15 protein-coding genes are annotated in these 18,447 nt (G+C 68.6%); 12 read left to right on the forward strand and 3 right to left on the reverse strand.

All coding sequences use genetic code 11. The annotated features are described in order from the left end of the window. Nucleotides 1-9: 9 nt before the first annotated feature. Nucleotides 10-2,283 carry a discoidin domain-containing protein gene (locus tag KVP70_RS00830; RefSeq protein ID WP_217940131.1) on the forward strand — a complete coding sequence of 758 codons (2,274 nt, stop codon included), beginning with the start codon at nt 10-12 and terminating at the stop codon, nt 2,281-2,283. A gap of 11 nt (nt 2,284-2,294) precedes the next feature. Further along, nucleotides 2,295-2,909: an NF038129 family PEP-CTERM protein gene (locus KVP70_RS00835; protein ID WP_217940132.1), complete on the forward strand. Its 615-nt coding sequence runs from the start codon at nt 2,295-2,297 to the stop codon at nt 2,907-2,909. Between the two features lie 3 nt (nt 2,910-2,912). Here KVP70_RS00835 and KVP70_RS00840 read toward each other — a convergent pair whose 3' ends face one another. Both KVP70_RS00840 and KVP70_RS00845 read right to left on the reverse strand, forming a co-directional pair. Then, nucleotides 2,913-4,358 (reverse strand): glycoside hydrolase family protein, encoded by a 1,446-nt coding sequence (locus KVP70_RS00840; protein WP_217940133.1) that lies wholly within the window; start codon nt 4,356-4,358, stop codon nt 2,913-2,915. Nucleotides 4,359-4,380: 22 nt separating this feature from the next. Next, complete coding sequence (locus KVP70_RS00845) at nt 4,381-5,994, reverse strand: glycoside hydrolase family 43 protein (RefSeq protein ID WP_229224500.1); 1,614 nt, start codon at nt 5,992-5,994, stop codon at nt 4,381-4,383. A 95-nt stretch (nt 5,995-6,089) separates the two neighbouring features. Here KVP70_RS00845 and kduI point away from each other — a divergent pair, with 95 nt between their 5' ends. From kduI to KVP70_RS00895, 10 genes are read left to right on the forward strand one after another with little or no spacing between them, the layout of a single operon-like run. Then, nucleotides 6,090-6,938 (forward strand): 5-dehydro-4-deoxy-D-glucuronate isomerase, encoded by an 849-nt coding sequence (gene kduI / locus KVP70_RS00850; RefSeq protein ID WP_217940134.1) that lies wholly within the window; start codon nt 6,090-6,092, stop codon nt 6,936-6,938. An 8-nt stretch (nt 6,939-6,946) separates the two neighbouring features. Then, nucleotides 6,947-7,702: a 2-dehydro-3-deoxy-D-gluconate 5-dehydrogenase KduD gene (kduD, locus tag KVP70_RS00855; RefSeq protein ID WP_217940135.1), complete on the forward strand. Its 756-nt coding sequence runs from the start codon at nt 6,947-6,949 to the stop codon at nt 7,700-7,702. Next, nucleotides 7,699-8,724, forward strand: coding sequence for a sugar kinase (locus KVP70_RS00860; protein WP_217940136.1), 1,026 nt, complete (start codon nt 7,699-7,701; stop codon nt 8,722-8,724). The genes kduD and KVP70_RS00860 overlap by 4 nt, the downstream gene beginning before the upstream one ends. Continuing rightward, nucleotides 8,711-9,760, forward strand: a complete 1,050-nt coding sequence (locus KVP70_RS00865) for a hypothetical protein (protein ID WP_217940137.1) — start codon at nt 8,711-8,713, stop codon at nt 9,758-9,760. Before KVP70_RS00860 ends, KVP70_RS00865 begins: the two co-directional genes overlap by 14 nt. A 3-nt stretch (nt 9,761-9,763) precedes the next feature. Next, nucleotides 9,764-10,978, forward strand: a complete 1,215-nt coding sequence (locus tag KVP70_RS00870) for an AGE family epimerase/isomerase (RefSeq protein WP_217940138.1) — start codon at nt 9,764-9,766, stop codon at nt 10,976-10,978. Then, a complete protein-coding gene (locus KVP70_RS00875; protein ID WP_217940139.1) occupies nt 10,975-11,916 on the forward strand; it encodes a carbohydrate kinase family protein in 942 nt (313 codons plus the stop codon). The genes KVP70_RS00870 and KVP70_RS00875 overlap by 4 nt, the downstream gene beginning before the upstream one ends. A 7-nt stretch (nt 11,917-11,923) precedes the next feature. Then, nucleotides 11,924-13,852 carry a glycoside hydrolase family 97 protein gene (locus KVP70_RS00880; RefSeq protein ID WP_217940140.1) on the forward strand — a complete coding sequence of 643 codons (1,929 nt, stop codon included), beginning with the start codon at nt 11,924-11,926 and terminating at the stop codon, nt 13,850-13,852. Next, nucleotides 13,849-15,108, forward strand: a complete 1,260-nt coding sequence (locus KVP70_RS00885) for an oligosaccharide MFS transporter (protein WP_217940141.1) — start codon at nt 13,849-13,851, stop codon at nt 15,106-15,108. Before KVP70_RS00880 ends, KVP70_RS00885 begins: the two co-directional genes overlap by 4 nt. Nucleotides 15,109-15,118: 10 nt before the next feature. Beyond that, on the forward strand, nt 15,119-16,282 hold the full coding sequence (locus tag KVP70_RS00890; RefSeq protein WP_217940142.1) for a glycoside hydrolase family 88 protein: 1,164 nt from the start codon (nt 15,119-15,121) through the stop codon (nt 16,280-16,282). 25 nt (nt 16,283-16,307) lie between these two features. After that, nucleotides 16,308-17,123, forward strand: coding sequence for a hypothetical protein (locus KVP70_RS00895; protein ID WP_217940143.1), 816 nt, complete (start codon nt 16,308-16,310; stop codon nt 17,121-17,123). Here the strand turns inward: KVP70_RS00895 and KVP70_RS00900 are convergent. Continuing rightward, nucleotides 17,113-18,180 carry a LacI family DNA-binding transcriptional regulator gene (locus tag KVP70_RS00900; RefSeq protein ID WP_217940144.1) on the reverse strand — a complete coding sequence of 356 codons (1,068 nt, stop codon included), beginning with the start codon at nt 18,178-18,180 and terminating at the stop codon, nt 17,113-17,115. The two genes, KVP70_RS00895 and KVP70_RS00900, sit on opposite strands and share 11 nt — an antisense overlap. Nucleotides 18,181-18,447 lie beyond the last annotated feature (267 nt).

Below are 18,447 nucleotides of genomic sequence, written 5' to 3' on the forward strand. Positions count from 1 at the left end.
AGCAGCGCGGTGGCAGGCCTGCGGCAACTGACACCCTTGCTGGCCAACGGCAGCATCGACTACACCAATATGCTGACCACCTCGACCTTCGGCACCGCCGTGCCCAACGCGCTGGATAATTCGCCCGACACCTTCGTCGGCTACAGCAGCGCCCAGAACCTGACGCACACGCTGGACTTCGGCCCCGACTTCACCATCTCGGCCGACAGCTTCGGACTCCAGGTGCGCGCCAGCTTCCCCGATCGCATCGGCGGCGTGACCATCTACGGCTCCAACGACAAGGACCAGTGGACCCGCCTGACGCCCGGCCTGACCAGCGTGACCGAAGACATGCAGACGCTCGACGTGCAGCAGGACCTGCGCGCCCTGTCCTTCCGCTTCCTGAAGATTCAGATGATCGAACCGTCCAGCAACTTCCTCGAACTGTCCGAGTTCCACATCTTTGGCCAGCGGCACGAGACCGTCAACAAGCTGGCGACGGTGACGATCGGCTCCGACCAGGCGCTGAGGAACCGCATCGTCCCCGGCAACACGGTCAAGCTGACTTTCAAGGCGACCGCGCCGATCAACACCGTGCGGGTCAGCATGCAGGGACAGCCGGCCACCGTCGCCAGCAGCGATAACCTGAACTGGACCGCGACCTGGGTGGCCGCCGGCGGCGCGGCGGCGGGCACGGTGAAGTTCAAGCTCGATTACAAGACCGCCGAAGGCGTTGACGCCAACACAACCGTCTTCACCACCGACGGCAGCTCGCTGTACATCGCCGACCAGTCGGCGCTGATCGCCAATCCGCCGGCGATCGCCGCGCTGCAGGATTCCAGCGGCAGGAACCAGGCAGACCTGCTGGCCGCCGTCAACCTGCTGTTCGATTCCAACCTCACCACCTTCACCGACTTCCGCCTCAACGGCAGCGGCGCCGGCGGCTACGTCACCTTCGACTTCAAGGCAGGCGGCACGGCCACGCTGTCCAAGGTGGAAATCCTGGCCCGCCAGGATAGCTTCTACACGCGCATCAAGGGCGCCGTGGTGCAAGGCTCGAACGACAACGCCAACTGGGACACCATCTCCACCGCCGCCGCGTCGACGATGGACTGGCAGACGCTGACCATCGCCAGCCCGCAGCCTTACCGCTACATCCGCATCGTCAACGGCAACAGCTGGTACGGCAACATGGCCGAACTGCGGCTGCACGGCGTGGTGGCGTCGTCGAACAAGATCGCCTCGACGTCGATCGCTTCGCCACAAAGCCTGCGCAACCGCATCGTGCCGGGCAACACCGTCAAGCTGACCTTCGCCGCCAAGGAAGCGATCAACAACGTCAGCGCGACGATCCAGGGCCAGGCCGCCACGGTCAGCAGCGCCGACAACGTCAACTTCACGGCCAGCGCCACGCTGGGCCAGGGCGTGGCCACCGGAGCGGTCACCTTCGCCATCCGCTACCAGCAGCAGAACGGCGCGGACGGCCTGCCGAACACCGGCACCACCGACAGCAGTTCGCTGGTGCTGGTCGACGAGGCCGACGTGATACGCGACGTGGCCACCATCGCCACGCTGATCGACTCCACCGCCAACCGGACGGCCGCCACCACGCTGGCCAACGTCAACGCGCTGTTCGACGGCAACCTGGGCACGCTGTCGGATTTCCGCATCGGCGGCAGCAACTCGGGCGTCGGCAGCTACATCACGTTCGACTTCAAGGCGGGCAACCTGGTCACGCTGGGCGGTGTCGAGCTGGCGGCGCGGCAGGACAGCAACTACGCGCGCATCAAGGGCACCGTGATCCAGGGATCGAACGACAACGCCGCCTGGACCACGCTGACCGCGCCGGCCGCCGCCACGCTGGACTGGCAGACCCTGGCCGCGGCCAGCGGCGCCTACCGCTACCTCCGCATCTACAACGCCGGCACCTGGTACGGCAACATGTCGGAGCTGCGCTTCCACGGCGCCGTGACGACGCCGCCGGTGCTGCGGGACGTCGGCGCCGCCGTGAGCATGACGCAGCAAGGCGCTACGTTCAACCGCGCCAGCGGCAAGTACGTCGGCGCCGTCACACTGACCAACAACGGCGGCACGGCGCTGGCCGGCCCGCTGCGGCTGGTGCTGGGCGGACTGACCAGCGGCGTCACGCTGGACAACGCCAGCGGCGCCAGCGCGGGCGTACCTTACGTCACCCTCGCCGGGCCGCTGGCGGCCGGCGCCAGCGCCAACGTGGCGCTGACCTTCAGCAATCCGAATCGCACCGTGGTCGGCTACACGCCGGCCCTCCTGCAAGTTCTCAAATAAGGATCACCATCATGACCTCACCTGTACACTCCCTGCTGCGCCGCGTGGCGCTGGCCGCGCTGCTTGCAAGCGGCGCGGCCAGCGCAGCCACCATCCATGTCGCCATCGACACGGCGGGCCTGGGCACCGCCAGCGGCTACCTCGACCTGCAACTCAGCGCCACTGCCGGCGTGCCGCTGGCCACCGCCGTGATGTCCAACCTGGCCGGTTTCGACAGCTCGGCCTACATCGATTCCTGGGGCGTCACGGCGCTCGGTGGCGGCTACCAGTTCCGCAACGATACCTCGAACGACTTGTTCCACGCGGTGGCGTTCGGCGGCGTGCTGTCGTTCGACCTGACGTTCAACGGCGAACCCGATCCGCTGACGCGCTATGTCAGCCACTTCGTGGTCTCCGCCTATGACGACGGCAACACGCCGCTCGGCCACTACAACCCGGTGAGCGGCGCGCTGGCGGACTTCAGCTGGACGCCGGGCCTGAGCGCGCAGCAGGCCGGCACGATAGGCGTCGCGATCGCCGACGCGCGGGTGTCCCTGGTACCGGAACCGGCCACCTGGACAATGATGGGACTGGGATGGATGGCGATGACGGCGGCATCGCGCCGCCGTCGGGGTCGCGGCGCCTGACCGCTACTTGAAGCTGACGCCTTCGACAAACGGGCCGATATCGAGCACGTTGATCTCGGGGGCCGTCAGCTTGCGCCCGCCCACGGTGACATTGTCGATGACGACGTTGCGCACCTTGCGCTGCGCGTCGTGGCCGTACATGACCGAGGCGCTGGGCGCGCCCTCGCCCGTGAAGCTGATGTTCTTCAGCAGGACATTCTCGATGCCGCGTCCCGGGCTGGTGTTGTACTTGGGCGTGTAGGCGATGTGCAGGTTGAACAGCTTACCCTCCTCGATGCGGTCGACGCGGATATCCTCGAACGTCACGTCCCGCACCAGGTTGTCGTCACCGGCCATGATGCCGATCGCTCCCTCGTATTCCGGATCGTCCTCGTCGTGGTCGAGGATGTCGATATTGCTGAAGCGGATGCGCTCGAGCACCTCCGCCTGCGGGTGGGCCGGCGTCGGCGTGTTGCCGTGGATGCCGATCATGACCGCGTGCGCCACGTCGGCCCACAAGGTGCTGTCCTTGACTACGATGTCGCGCGTGTTGCCCCAGATGTCCCAGCGGTGGTTGTACAGCGTCACGCTGTCGTCCGAGGTGCGGATAAAGCTGTCGGCCACGGTCACGCGCTCGCAGGCGAAATGCCCCAGCCCATCCGACCATTTGCCCGCGCCGATGGTGCGGATGCTGCGTTCCTCGATGTCCTGCGAGGTGATGCAGCGCATGGTGCCGTGCGGCTGGTTGAAGAAGATCGGCCCGTCGATCAGCACATGGCGCGAATTCTTGATGGCCAGCATATCGACGCTGTCGAACAGCCCATCGCTGATGACCTTGACGTTTTCCACGCCGTTGATGATCAGCGGCCGTTTCAGCAGCGCCGAGCCGTCGATGTAGACGGTGGAGTTGGAGCGCACATTGAACTCGCCGTCATGCACGCCCGGCCCGAAGTACACCACCGGCTGCGTGAAGTCCGGCGGCGCGCCGTTGCCGATCAGTTCATTGGCCGCGCGCGGCGGCGGCGCCGGCATGTCCTTGCGGATCGCATGCGTGAACAGGTGCAGGTTGTGCAGGTGGTCGTCGTCGAACTCCACGCTCAGGTTTTCCGGGCGCGCCAGCGTGAAGTACGCGGTGCGGCCGCGCACCACCGGCTTGACGCCCTTGCCGGTTGGCCGGATCTTCACTTCGCTGAAGCGGCCGTTATTCTTCTGCACCGCCACCTCGACCGGGCCGTCGAAATTGAAATAGACCATGGAGGCGTCGCTGGGGTTGTCCAGGTCGACCTTGACCTTGTATTCGTACAGGTCCTGCCAGACCCCGCCCGGCGTGCGCACCCGCACCGTGTAGTCGTCGTTGTGGTGCGTGTAGCGCACCGCTTCCACGAACGGGAAAACCTGCAGCTGCGAGGCGGCGGCAGGACCGCAGGCCAGGAACAGCGCGGCGACGGCGCTGGCGATTCGAGTGTTCATCTGCTATCTCCTTTTATATTTTTTAACGGCCGACACGGAAGTAGTCGACATCGATATAGGATTGCCGGTCGGGCGTCCCTTCGGCGGCAAGGCTCATCAAGCCGACTTGCGCGCCCACCCAGCGGCCGGCGACCGCCTGGAACGGCGCGCCCGCCGGCGTGTAGGCCACGCCATCCAGGCTGTATGAAAACTGCACCAGCGCGCCCTCGTCCACCCGCGCGCGCAGGTAGACCGGCCCCTTGACGGCCACCGGCAGCGCTTCGACCTGCTCCTCGCAAGCCAGCGCCGGCCTCTCGCAGCGCGCCAGTGCCAGTTGCGTGACGCCGCCGCTCTGGCGCAGCCCAAGCCAGGCATACTGCACGCCCAGCACCACCAGCCCGGCGCGCCGCAGCCGCGCGCCGTGCGGTTCCAGCTTGGTGTCGACGGTGAAGGCCGGCGCCGGGAATTTCTGCGTCAGCAGCGACGGCGCCATGCGCGCGCTGCCGGCGGCCGGCTGCGCGTACAGCCGCAGGTGGCCGCGCCGCGCATCGAGCGCGTGCCAGCCCTTGGCCGGATTGGCGTTCCACTGCCATTGCAGGCCAAGGCGCGGCGACGCGAACTCGTCTCCGGTCGGCGGCGCCAATATGCCGCGGTCCTTGCCGGCCGGCTTGTCGTAGCTCTCCACCGGCTCGCCGACGCCGGACTGCCCGACTTCGGCGCCGATCACCGGCCAGCCGTCGCGCCAGCGCATCGGCTGCAGGTGCACCACGCGGCCATAGGCGCCCCGGTCCTGGAAGTGCAGGAACCAGTCCTTGCCATCCGCGCCGTCCACCCAGGCGCCCTGGTGCGGGCCGTTGATGGCCGAGGTGCCGCGCGCCATCACGATGCGGTCCTCATACGGCCCTTCGATGCCGCGCGAGCGGAACACCGACTGCCAGCCCTGCTCGACGCCGCCGGCCGGCGCAAACACGTAGTAATAGCCGTTGGCCTTGTACAGCTTGGGCCCTTCGATGGTGTGGTAGCCCGGCAGCAGGTCGCCTTTGATGATGTCCTTGCCGCGCGTGTCGAGCAGCGCGCTGGCGTCGGCGTTCATGCTGCGCAGGGTCAGGATGTTGTTGATGCCGGAGCGGCTCCTGGCCCAGCCATGCACCAGCCACGCCCTGCCGTCGTCGTCCCACAGCGGCGCCGGATCGATGATGCCTTTGCCCGGCAACAGCAGATGCGGCGCGCTCCACGGTCCGGCAAAGCGCTCCGCCGTCATGACGTACACGCCGAAGTCGGGATCGGGATAGAAGATCCAGAATTTTCCCGCATGATGGCGCAGCGCCGGCGCCCACACGCCCTTGCCCGGCTGCGGCACGGCGAACACCGGCGCCGGCGGCAAGGCCGGCAGCGCATGGCCCACCAGCTCCCAGTTGACCAGGTCCGACGATTGCAGCAGCGGCAGTCCCGGCGCGTTGTTAAAGCTCGACGACACCAGGTAGTACATGTCGCCGACGCGGATGGCGTCCGGGTCCGCATAGTCGGCGTGCAGCACCGGGTTGCGATAGCGGCCGTCGCCCAGGTCGGCCACCCAGGGCGCCGCCGGCGCGGAAAACGCCGGCAGCGCCAGCATCAGGCCGGCAACAGCGGAACCGGCAGCGATTACGGTTTTCAAAAACAGTCTCCTCTACATATTGCACTTCCAAGGGAAATGCCATTATACTTGTTATCGATAACAGATCATCAGAAAAATTGCGGCAAGGAGAGCCTATGTACCAGAAAGTATTACACGCCACCCATCCCAGCATGATGGAATCGGCCAGCAACGAACAATTGCGCCAGCGTTACCTGCTCGACGGCCTGTTCGTGCCGGGCCAGGTGGTCCTCAACTATTGCCACCACGAGCGCTTCGTCATCGGCGGCGCCGCCCCGCTGGACCGGCCGCTGCCCCTGCCCGCACACGCCGAGCCGCCCGCCGCCGCCGGCCAGCCACTGCTGGCGCGCCGCGAGCTGGGCGTGATCAACGTCGCGGCCGGCGCCGGCCGCGTCCGGGTCGACGGCCAGCTGCACGAACTCGCCCCGCTGGACGGCCTGTACATCCCGATGGGCAGCGCCGAGGTGCTGTTCGAATCGGTCGATCCGGCCAATCCGGCGCGCTACTACCTGGTCTCCACGCCGGCCCACGCGCGCCATCCGCTGACCCGCATCAGCCATGCGCAGGCGACGCCGCTCGAACGCGGCAGCGCCGCCACCTCCAATGCCCGCACCATCTACCAGTACGTGATCCCGGGGGGGTGCGATTCGGCGCAGTTGCTGATGGGCCTGACCGTGCTGCACACCGGCAGCGTGTGGAACACCATGCCGCCGCACCTGCACGAGCGCCGCTCGGAAGTGTATTTCTATTTCCGGCTGGCGGCCGACCAGCGCGTGTTCCACTTCATGGGCGAGCCGGACGCCGCGCGCCACCTGGTGGTCGCCGACGAGCAGGCGGTGGTGTCGCCGCCGTGGTCGATCCACATGGGTTCGGGCACGTCCAGCTATGCGTTCATCTGGGCCATGGGCGGGGAAAACCTCGACTATACCGATATGAACGTGCTCGACATCTGCCAGCTGAAGTAGGAGCAGCCATGTCCGATCTCTTCAATCTACACGGCAGGACCGCGCTGGTCACCGGCGCCAATACCGGGCTGGGTCAGGCGATCGCCGTGGCGCTGGCCGAAGCCGGCGCCGACATCGTCGCGGCTGGCCGCAGCGCGGCCGACGACACCGCCGACCGGGTGCGGGCGCTGGGCCGGCGCTGCCTGTTCTTGCAGGCCGACTTCGGCTCGACCGCGCCGCTGCAGGCGGTGGCCGACGCCGCCATCGCCTTCAACGGCGGCATCGACATCCTGGTCAACAACGCCGGCACCATCCGCCGCGCCGACAGCCTCGACGTCACCGAGGAGGACTGGGACGCGGTCCTCAACACCAACCTGCGCTCGGTGTTCTTCCTGTCGCAGGCGCTGGCCAGGCACATGGCCGCGCGCGGCGCCGGCAAGATCATCAACGTCGCCTCGCTGCTGTCGTTCCAGGGCGGCGTCCGGGTGCCGGCCTATACCGCCAGCAAGAGCGCACTGGCCGGCATGACGCGCGCGCTGGCCAACGAATGGGCGGCGTTGGGCATCAACGTCAACGCCATCGCGCCCGGCTACTTCGAGACCAACAACACCACGGCGCTGCGCGAAGACGCCGGACGCTCGGCCGCCATCCTGGCGCGCATACCGGCCGGCCGCTGGGGCCGTCCCGACGACCTGGCCGGCATCGCCGTATTCCTGGCCAGCCGCGCCAGCGACTACGTGCATGGCGCGCTGATGCCGGTCGACGGCGGATGGCTGGCCCGATGAGCGGCCACTATCGGCAAGACGGCCATGTGCTGTGCTTTGGCGAACTGCTGCTGCGCCTGTCGGCGCCGCGCGGCGAGCTGTTGCTGCAATCGCCGGCGCTGCACACCTGCATCGGCGGGGCCGAGGCCAACGTGGCGGTGTCGCTGGCCCGCTTCGGCCACGAGGTGGCGATGGCCGGCGTACTGCCGGACAATCCACTGGGCCACGCCGCGCGCGACGCGCTGCGCGGCCACGGCGTCGATACCCGTCCGCTGGTGTTCCAGCCCGGCCGCATGGGCCTGTATTTCCTGACGCCCGGCGCCGTCCAGCGGCCGGCGGAAATCGTCTACGACCGCGCCGGCTCGGCGTTCGCGCAATATGACCCCACCCGCTACGACTGGCCGGCGCTGCTGCGCGGCGCCAGCCTGCTGCACCTGTCCGGGGTGACGCCGGCGCTGGGCGGACGCGCCGCGCAGGCCGCGCTGGCGGCCGCCCGCGCCGCCTGCGAACTGGGCGTTCCGGTCTCGTTCGACGGCAACTACCGCGCCTCGCTATGGGCAGCACAGGGCCAGGACGGCGCCGCCGTGCTTGCCGAGCTGATGCGGCATGTCGACCTGGCGTTCGCCGGCCAGCGCGACATCGCGCTGCTGCTGGGCCGCCCCGAGCTGGCCGACGTGGAGCGCCAGACGCAGGCCGTGGCGGCGGCCTTCCAGGCGTTTCCGCGCCTGCGCCACCTGGCTTGTACCGTGCGCGTGCAACACGGCGTCGAGCGCCATGAGCTGTCGGCGCAGCTGCACACCCGCGACGCCAGCCTGGCCACCGCCGCCCGCACCATGGACGGCATCGTCGACCGCATCGGCGCCGGCGACGCCTTCGCCGCCGGCCTGCTGCACGGGTTGCGGCGGCGCTGGCCGGCGGCGCGCGCGCTGGAGTTCGCGCTGGCCGCCGCCACCGTCAAGCACGCCATCGCCGGCGACTTCAACCTGGCCAGCGAAGCGCAAGTGCTGGCCGCCGACAACGGAGGTCTCGATGTACGCCGCTGACGCCGGCCATCCGGCCACGGCGCGCGGCTGGCGCCTGCTCTGGGACCATGGCAGCGCCGAGGTGCAGCCGCTGGGCGGCATGCTCGGGCCGGTGAGCCTGCGGCTGGACGATGAGCGCGAGCTGGACCTGATGCACGTCGCGCCCTGGGCCGGCACCACCGGCGCCGCCGGCCTGCCCGGCGTGCTGCGCCGCCTGCGCGGCGAATGGCCGTGTGTGCCCTTCGGCCGCGCCGACACCCCGCTCAACCTGCCGCCCGGCTGGCGTACCCGGGCCGGTGACGACGCCTGGATGCATGGCTACGCCGCCAACCAGCGCTGGACCTGCGTCGAGGCCAGCGCGCTGCGCGTGCACCTGGCGATCGACTATCCGGCCGACAGCGCCATCGCCCGCATCGAACGCGTGATCGCCGCCGATCCGGCCGCCCCCGCGCTCGACATCAGCCTCGGCATCTGGGCCCGGCGCCCCGCGCGCATGCCGGTCGGCCTGCATCCGACCTTCCGCATTCCGCCGGCGCCGGGCCGGGTGCGGGTGGCGCTGGGCCCGCATGCCGGCATCCACAGCTATCCGACCTGTCCGCCCGGCGCCGTCTCGCGGCTGTTGCCGGACACGCGCTCGGCCACGCTGTCGGCGCTGGCCGGCGTCGACGGCGCGCTGGACCTGACGCGCCTGCCGCTGGCCATGCCCGCCGAGGAACTGCTGCAAGTGCGCGCCGTGGAAGCCGCCGGCGGCCAGCCGCCGTTTGCCCTGCACTACCTCGATTACGACGCCAGCGTCGGCCTGTGGTGGGACACGCAACAACTGCCGGACCTGATGCTGTGGATCAGCAACGGCGGCCGCATCCACTATCCGTGGCAGAGCCGCCACCTGGCGATCGGCGCCGAGCCGCTCAACGGCCTGTTCGACCTCGGCCGGGTGGCGCAGGCGCCGTCCGGCCACCCGCTGGCCGACCGCCTCGGCCTGGCGCTGCACCCCGACCAACCGTGGCACACGCGCTACCGCATCGCGGCCTGGCCGAACGCCCGCCAAGGAGACTGAACCATGCTGCCCGATTTCCGCTCACGCCAGACGCTGCTGTCGCACATCGACCACACCATGCGCTTCTACCACCCGCGCTGCATCGACCCCAGCGGCGGCTTCTACCACTTCTTCCGCGACGACGGCACGGTCTACGACCACCACACGCGCCACCTGGTCAGCAGCACCCGCTTCATCTTCAACTACGCCAAGGCCTGGCGCCAGTTCGGCGGCCCGGCCTACCTGGAGGCGCTGCACCACGGCCTGGCCTTCCTGCGCCTGGTCCACCGCAATCCGCGCACCGGCGGCTATGCCTGGCAGCTGTCGTGGAACGACGGCGCCAAACAGGTCATCGACGGCGACAACCACTGCTACGGCCTGGCCTTCGTGCTGCTGGCCTATGCGCAGGCGCTGGCGGCCGGCGTCGGCGAGGCGCGCGCCTACATGGCCGAGACCTTCGCGCTGATGGAGCGCCGCTTCTGGCAGCCGGAGCACGGCCTGTACGCCGACCAGGCCAGCGCCGACTGGAGCGTGCTCGATCCCTATCGCGGCCAGAACGCCAATATGCACGCCTGCGAGGCGCTGATCGCGGCCTTCGAGGCCAGCGGCGAAACCCATTACCTGAAGCGCGCCGCCCTGCTGGCCCACAACATCACCGTGCGCCAGGCGGCGCTGGCCGGTGGCATGATCTGGGAGCACTACCACGCCGACTGGTCGGTGGACTGGGACTACAACCGCCACGACAAGAGCAACATCTTCCGGCCGTGGGGCTACCAGCCGGGCCACCTGACCGAATGGGCCAAGCTGCTGCTGCAGCTGGAACGGCACCCGGTGGCGCTCGACGGCCAGACCGCATGGCTGGCGCCGCGCGCGGCCGAACTGTTCAACCTGGCCGTGGCCAAGGCATGGGATGCGGAGCACGGTGGCCTCCACTACGGCTTCGGCCCGGACGACGAGATCTGCGACGCCGACAAATACTTCTGGGTCCAGGCCGAAAGCCTGGCGGCGGCCGCCGTGCTGGCGCGGCGCACCGGCGACGACGGCTACTGGGTCTGGTATGACCAGCTGTGGGCCTACAGCTGGCGGCATTTCGTCGACCACCGGCACGGCGCCTGGTACCGCGTGCTGGGCCCCGCCAACGAGAAACTCAGCGACCAGAAAAGCCCTGCCGGCAAGGTCGATTACCACACCATGGGCGCCTGCTATGAAGTGCTGCAGGTGCTGGGGCACGAGGCGTGAGCGGCCTGCCAGTCTTCGTGTCGGCCGGCGAGGCGCTGACCGACCTGCTGCGCGACGGCGCCGACAGCTGGACCAGCCAGGTCGGCGGCTCGACCTGGAACGTGGCCCGCGTGATGGCCCGCCTCGGCGTGCCGAGCGCCTTTGCCGGCGCCGTCAGCGACGACGTGTTCGGCGACGCGCTGGCGCGCGCCAGCGCCGACGCCGGACTCGATCCGCGCTTCCTGCAACAGCTGGGCCGTTCGCCGCTGCTGGCCATCGTCCACCAGCGCCATCCGCCGCGCTACTTCTTCGTCGGCGACGACAGCGCCGACCTGCACTTCGATCCAGGCCTGCTGCCGGCCGGCTGGGAAGGCGCGGCGTCGTGGGTGCATTTCGGCGGCATCAGCCTGGCGCGCCCGCCGCTGCGCGACCAGCTGTTGGCGATGGCCGCGCGGCTCAAGCAACAGGGCGTGTCCATCAGCTACGATCCCAACTACCGGGCGCTGATGGACCAGCGCTACGATCCGGTGCTGCGCCAGATGGCGGCGCTGGCCGACGTGATCAAGGTGTCGGACGAGGACTTGTGCGGCCTGTTCCGCTGCAGCGAGCCGGAACCGGCGCTGGCCGCGCTGCGCGCCATCAATCCAGACGCGCTCTACCTCTACACGCTGGGCGCGGCGGGCGCCCGCCTGCTGCGGGGCGCGCAGGAGTGGCGCGCGCCCGCGCCGGCGGTGGCGGTGGCCGACACGGTCGGCGCCGGCGACGCCAGCATCGCCACCCTGCTCTACAGCCTGATGCGCCACCCGGACGCCGGCCTGGACCAGCACCTGCGCCATGCCGTGGCCGGCGGCGCGGCGGCCTGCCTGGGTGCGGGCGCCGCGCCGCCGACGCTGGAGCAACTGCATGGCTTGCTGCCGGCCGTGTCGGTCTACAATCATCACCATAACGATAATCATTGAGACAACCATGAAGATACTTGCCAGTTTCCTGGCCCTGCTGCTGGCGGCGCTGCTGCCGCCGGCCGCCCACGCCGGCCCGGCGCCGCAACAACACCTGGCCAGCGTCTCCTCGCCCGACCAGAAGCTCCAGTACATCTTCTATCAAGCCGTGCTGCCCGGCGGCGCGCGCCGGCTGTACTACCGCGTCAATTACCGGCACATGCCGGTGATCCTCGACTCGCTGCTTGAACTGCGGCTGGACAACCACCTGTCCGAAAGCGCGATGGCGCTGAAGGTGGACCGCCGCGCCAGATGGTTCGACAATCTCGCCGTCACCGGCAGCCACACCAGCGCGCACAACGCCAGCTGGGCGCCGGGCTACGGCGAGCAGGCCGTGATCCCGGACCGCTACAACCTGCTGACGATAGACCTGGCCAAGGACGACAATCCCGACTACAAGCTGCAGTTGGAAGTGCGGACCTACGACGAGGGCGTGGCCTTCCGCTTCAGCTTTCCCGAGCATCCGAAGGGCAGCTACTACCGCATCACCGCCGACGACACCGAGTTCGCGCTGCCGGTCGGCGCCAAGGCCTGGTATCACGGCTGGGCGCAGGCGCCCTACAAGCTGCTGGAGCTGGCCGACTGGCCCGACGAGTCCGAACGTCCGCTGACGCTGGAACTGCTGGGCGGCATCCACGTCAGCCTGCTGGAGGCGCAGATGATCGACTACGCGCGCACCAAGTTCAGATTGAGCAAGGAGCGTCCGAACACGTTGGTCGCCTCCATGCACGACGCGGCCGACCTGATCTCGCCGTTCTCCACGCCGTGGCGCGCCATCATGGTGGCCGAATCGGCCGCCGCGCTGGCCGAGCACAGTTATTTCATCCTCAACCTGAATCCGCCGTCACGCATCGCGCAACCGGACTGGATCAAGCCCGGCAAGATCATGCGGGTGATGACCCAGACCACCGCCAGCGCCAGGGCCAATATCGACTTCGCCGCCCGGCGCGGCCTGCAATACATCCTGTTCGACTGGAAGTGGTACGGCCCGGCCTTCAGCTTCGACTCGGACGCCAGCAAGGTGGCGATCCCGGACTTCGACCTGCCGGCCATCATAGCCTACGGCAAGAGCAAGGGCATCGGCGTGTGGCTGTATGTGAACCAGCAGGCCTTGCTGACGCAGTCGGACAGGCTGTTCAAAACCTACCGCGACTGGGGCGTCCAGGGCGTCAAGTTCGGCTTCGTGCAGGTGGGGTCGCAGCGCTGGTCGGCCTGGATCAACCAGGCGATACGCCAGGCGGCCGACGCCCATATCATGCTCAACATCCACGACGACTGGCGCCCGACCGGCGAGCAGCGCACCTGGCCCAACCTGCTGACCGCCGAAGGCGTGCGCGGCAACGAAGAGATGCCCGACGCCACCCACAACACGGTACTGCCGTTCACCCGCTACCTGGCCGGCGCCGCCGACTACACGATCTGCTATTTCGATCCGCGCATCAAGACAACCCACGCGCACCAGCTGGCGCTGGCGGCGATCTACTACAGCCCGCTGCAAACGCTGTACTGGTACGACAAGCCGGAAATGGAACACAACGATCCGGAGCTGGAGTTCTGGGACCGCGTCCCGACCACTTGGGACCAGACCAGGGTGGCACAGGGCGCGCCCGGCCAGTTCATCACCACCACGCGTCGCAAGGGCGAGGACTGGTTCGTCGGCAGCATCACCAACAACGACGCCCGCACGCTGGCGGTCAGGCTGGAGTTCCTCACGCCCGGCAGGTCGTACCTGGCCAGCATCTACTCCGACGACGCGGGCGCGCCCGGCGCCACGCACGTGAAGGTTGAACGCCGCGTGGTCGACGCCTCGACCGTCATCGAAGCGCGCCTGGCGCCGTCTGGCGGCCAGGCGATCTGGATCAGGCCCCTCGCGGCCACAGAAGGGAGCCGGCCATGACCGACAAGCAGAACCATTTCCGCTTCCTGTGCAGCTTCGTCTTCATCTACTTCTTCGCGCAGGCGATGAGCGTGTCGCTGCTGACGCTGTGGCTGCGCAGCACGCTGCAGCTGAGCGGCGCCGAGGCCGGCGTGGTGTTCTCGGCCAATTTCATCGCCGCCATGTGTTCGCAACCCATTTACGGCTTCGTCTCCGACAAGGTCGGCATGCGCAAGCACATCCTGTGGGCGGTCGCCACGCTGTGCAGCCTGTGCGGCCTGTTCTTCGTCTACCTCTACGCGCCGCTGCTGAAGGCCAACCTGCTGCTGGGCGCGACGGTCGGCGGCGCCTATCTCGGCGTCACCTTCATCGCCGGCAGCTATGCGGTCGAATCGTATGTCGACCGCATCGGCCGCCGCCACGGCTTCGAGTACAGCCGCGTGAGACTGTGCGGCTCGCTGGGCTTCGCCAGCGCCGCCATGCTGACCGGCCGCCTGTACAACATCAACCCCGGCATCAACTTCTTCATCGCCTCCGGCGCCGGCCTGCTGCTGCTTGCCATGCTGGCGCTGTGGCGCACCGGCGGCGGCGCCGACCAAGCCACCTCCGCCGCCGGCAAGGTCAGGCTGGCCGACGCGCTGGGATTGCTGCGCGATCCGAAGTTCTGGCGCTTCATGGTGTTCATCCTGGGCGTGACCAATCTGTACCTGGTGTTCGACCAGCAGTTCCCCAGCTACTTCGCCTCGCTGTTCCCGACGCCGCAACAGGGCGCCGCCATGTTCGGCTACCTGAACTCGGCGCAGATCTTCATCGAAGCCGGCGGCCTGTTCCTGGCGCCGCTGCTGGTGCGGCGCATCGGCGCCAAGCACGGGCTGCTGCTGGCCGGCGCCATCATGCTGCTGCGCATAGGCGGCTCCAGCGTCGCCGTCGGCCCGCTGTCGATCTCGGTGCTGAAGATGCTGCATTCGCTGGAACTGCCGATCCTGGTGGTGTCGGTGTTCCGCTACATCGCCCACCACTTCGACAACCGGCTGGCCTCGACGCTGTACATGGTCGGCGTCAGCTTCGGCCACTCGCTCGGGCTGGCGATCCTGTCGCCGCTGGCCGGCAAGAGCTACGACCTGCTCGGCTTCCCGGCCACCTACCTGGCGCTGGCCGGGCTGGGCGCGCTGTTCCTGGCGCTGTCCGCATGGGCGCTGGAGGCGACGCCGCCTGAAATCAAACGCCTGTCCTCACCCTCACCGCTTGCAAAGGAATCGAATGCCTCCGTCTCTTAACCCCGCAGTCATGGAAACACTGAGGAACGGCAGCGCCCCCCGCCGCGACGACCAGCGCCTGGTCGAGCAGGCACTGGCCAGCGCGCTGGCCGCCATCGACCGCAACCTGGCCCACTTCGGCGAGCAGTTCCCGGCGCCGTCCAGCGTCGGCGGCGTCTATCCGGCGATCGGCAACGATGAATGGACCAACGGCTTCTGGACCGGCATGCTGTGGCTGGCCTACGAGGCCAGCGGCGCCCCGCGCTACCGCGAAGCAGCCGAGCGCCATGTGCTCGGCTTCCACCGCCGCCAGGCCGAACGCCACAACGTCGCCCACCACGACCTGGGATTTTTGTACAGCCTGTCCTGCGTGCCGGCCTACCAGCTGACCGGCAGCACCGTCGCGGCCGAAGCGGCGCTGGGCGCGGCGCGCCTGCTGCTGGAGCGCTACCAGCCGCGCGCAGGCATCATCCAGGCCTGGGGCGACCTGCACGATCCCGAGCAGGCCGGCCGCATGATCATCGATTGCAACCTGAACCTGCCGCTGCTGTACTGGGCCAGCAACTACAGCGGCGAGCCGGCCTTTCGCGACGCCGCCAACCGCCATATCGAGGCTGCCGCGCGCCACATCGTGCGCGCCGACGGCTCGACCTTCCACACCTTCTTTTTCGATCCGGCCACCGGCGCGCCGCGCCACGGCAAGACCCACCAGGGCCACGCCGACGACTCGTGCTGGGCGCGCGGCCAGGCCTGGGGCATCTGCGGCTTCCCGCTGGTGTACCGCCACAACGGCGACACCCGCCTGCTGGAACTGTCCAAGGTGCTGGCCAACTACTACCTGAACCGGCTGCCGGACGACGGCATCTGCTACTGGGACCTGGTGTTCACCTCGGGCGCCGAGGAACGCGACAGCTCCGCCGCCGCCATCGCCGCCTGCGGCCTGCTCGAACTGTCGAGCAATCTGCCCTTGCTCGATCCGCTGCGCAACGACTACCAGGACGCGGCGCTGCGCATGGTGCGCCAGCTGTCCACGCATTATCGCGGCGACGACCACACGCCGGGCGGCGGCCTGCTGCGCCACGCGGTCTACCACAAGCCGCAGCGCATGGGCGTCGACGAGAGCTGCATCTGGGGCGACTACTTTTATCTCGAAGCCCTGCTGCGCCTGAGCCGCAACTGGGCATCCTACTGGTGATCTACTGATGAAACACGGAGCGCACATGACATTGAACCATCGCCTGCTGGCCATTGACGAAGGCCGCCAGCGGCTGTCGCTGATCGACACCAGCGATCCGGGCGCGGGCTGGACCCGCGACCTGGCCGACTTCCCGCTGGCGCGCGACATGCAACGACTGGAGGACGGTCGCGCGCTGATCGGCTACGAACGCGGCTACTTCGAAATCGACATCCATAGCGGCGCGGTGCTCGACGCCTGCGAGCGCTGGTCCGACGTCACCTCGGCCCGGCGCCTGGACGACGGCCGCACCCTGCTGACCGGCTACAACCTCGACGGCGAAGGCGGCATCAACGTGCTGACGCTGGCCCCCGGCGGCGCACTGCTGGGCAGCGCGCGCCGCGCCGGCGACTACGTGCGGCTGATGCGCCCCACCCCGGAGGGCGGCTACCTGCTGTGCATGAACGATCACATCCTGGAAACCGACAGTGCGCTCAACGCGCTGCGCGAACTGCGCGCGCCGGGCTTCGAGCATGCGTGGAGGGCCGAGCGCTGCGCCGACGGTTCGACGCTGGTGGCGGCCGGCTACGGCGCCTTCATGGCGCGCTTCGACCGCGCGGGGCGGCTGGCGCACATCTTCGGCGGTGCCGTGGAACTGGGGGCGGAGGTGGCGCCGTTCTTCTACGCCAGTTTCCAGCAACAGGCCAACGGCCACCTGCTGGTCGCCAACTGGCAGGGACATGGCCCGGACAACGGCGGCAAGGGCCGCCAGCTGCTGGAGTTCGATCCGGCCGGCCGCCTGCTGGGCGGCTGGTCCGATCCCGAGCGCATCTCCTCGCTGCAGGGCATCCTTATCCTGTAAGCAGATCCGGCGCGGCGGCGGGGTCGGACGACTCGCGCGTGATCAGGGTGAATGGCAGCAGCTGATGCTGCACCGGCGCCGTCTCGCCGGCGCGGCGACGGCGTATCTGCTCGATCAGCATGTCGACCGCCGCGCGCGCCATGTCGCCGATCGGCTGGTGGACGGTGGTCAGTTCCGGCCAGACCGCGGTGGCGACTGGCGTATCGTCGAAGCCGCACACCACCAGGTCTTGCGGCACTTGCAGATGAAGTCCGTGGGCGACCGCGATCACCGCCGCCGCCATGTCGTCGTTGGCGGCGAAGATGGCGGTCGGCCGGCTCTTGTTGCCCAGCAGCTGGCGCGCCGCGTTCAGGCCGGAGCGATAGGTGAACAGGCCGGGGGCGACGCGTTCCGGCGCCACCGACAGGCCGGCCTGCGCCATCGCATCCAGATAGGCCTGGTAACGCAGCTGGGCCGGGGTGTGCAGGGGATCGCCCTGCACGAAGGCGATGTCCTTGTGCCCCAGCGACAGCAGGTACTGCATCATCGCCATGGCGCCCGCGTAATCGTCGATGCGCACGGCCGAGACGCCGGCCAGCGGCCGGCCGGTGGCGATGGCAACGGTCGGCATGCCAATCTGGTCGAGCTGCTTGAGGGCGGATTTGGAGTCGCACAGCGGCGGCGGCACCAGGATGCCGTCGGCGCCGTTGGCGATCAGCCGGGCGATGGCGTTGCGCTGGCTGCGCATGTCGTCGCAGCGCTCCAGGATCAGCTGTCCGCCGCTCTGGCTGCACCGCTCCATTGCGCCGACCAGGAAGGCGCTCATATAGGCAGAGCTGGGATTGCTGTACAGCAGACCGACGCCCAGCGTACCGACGCGGGCCGCGCGCGCGGCGGTATTGACCTGGTAATTGAGCGACGCCGCGGCGGCCGTGACCTTGTCGCGCGTGGTCTCGGACACATAGGTGTTGCGGTTCATCACGCGCGACACCGTCATCGCCGAGACGCCGGCAACGCGCGCCACGTCGTAGATCGTCGCGCCACTTTGGCTGCGGTCAGTTTTCTTTACAGGCACCATATTCCTTTGCTGGCAAATCCGTGCACCGTCGATCATCGTTGGCACACGCAAGTGGCGATTATATGCGGTCGCGTCGGGAAAACCCAGTGGTGTCAGGCTGGCAGCCTTTGTTTAGTTGCTAACTGGCGATGTTGCACCGGCGACCGCCGGTGGCGATTCCACCTTCCCCCCCAAAAAAGCCGGCGGCGGGGTAACGCCGCCGGATCAAAGCGGCCTGCAGGCCGCCACAAACTACACTTACGAGAGAGGCAAAGCATCGTTACCACA

Origin of the sequence: Duganella violaceipulchra (genome assembly GCF_019166075.1) — a bacterium.
Lineage (GTDB): Bacteria > Pseudomonadota > Gammaproteobacteria > Burkholderiales > Burkholderiaceae_D > Rugamonas > Rugamonas violaceipulchra.

Excerpts from the sequence above, each read along its gene's own strand:
- KVP70_RS00870 (WP_217940138.1), top strand. The coding sequence starts at position 9,764 with ATGCTGCCCGATTTCCGCTCACGCCAGACGCTGCTGTCGCACATCGAC.
- KVP70_RS00900 (WP_217940144.1), bottom strand. The coding sequence starts at position 18,180 with ATGGTGCCTGTAAAGAAAACTGACCGCAGCCAAAGTGGCGCGACGATC.
- KVP70_RS00840 (WP_217940133.1), bottom strand. The coding sequence starts at position 4,358 with ATGAACACTCGAATCGCCAGCGCCGTCGCCGCGCTGTTCCTGGCCTGC.
- kduD (WP_217940135.1), top strand. The coding sequence starts at position 6,947 with ATGTCCGATCTCTTCAATCTACACGGCAGGACCGCGCTGGTCACCGGC.
- KVP70_RS00835 (WP_217940132.1), top strand. The coding sequence starts at position 2,295 with ATGACCTCACCTGTACACTCCCTGCTGCGCCGCGTGGCGCTGGCCGCG.
- KVP70_RS00885 (WP_217940141.1), top strand. The coding sequence starts at position 13,849 with ATGACCGACAAGCAGAACCATTTCCGCTTCCTGTGCAGCTTCGTCTTC.
- KVP70_RS00895 (WP_217940143.1), top strand. The coding sequence starts at position 16,308 with ATGACATTGAACCATCGCCTGCTGGCCATTGACGAAGGCCGCCAGCGG.
- KVP70_RS00865 (WP_217940137.1), top strand. The coding sequence starts at position 8,711 with ATGTACGCCGCTGACGCCGGCCATCCGGCCACGGCGCGCGGCTGGCGC.
- kduI (WP_217940134.1), top strand. The coding sequence starts at position 6,090 with ATGTACCAGAAAGTATTACACGCCACCCATCCCAGCATGATGGAATCG.
- KVP70_RS00860 (WP_217940136.1), top strand. The coding sequence starts at position 7,699 with ATGAGCGGCCACTATCGGCAAGACGGCCATGTGCTGTGCTTTGGCGAA.
- KVP70_RS00890 (WP_217940142.1), top strand. The coding sequence starts at position 15,119 with ATGGAAACACTGAGGAACGGCAGCGCCCCCCGCCGCGACGACCAGCGC.
- KVP70_RS00880 (WP_217940140.1), top strand. The coding sequence starts at position 11,924 with ATGAAGATACTTGCCAGTTTCCTGGCCCTGCTGCTGGCGGCGCTGCTG.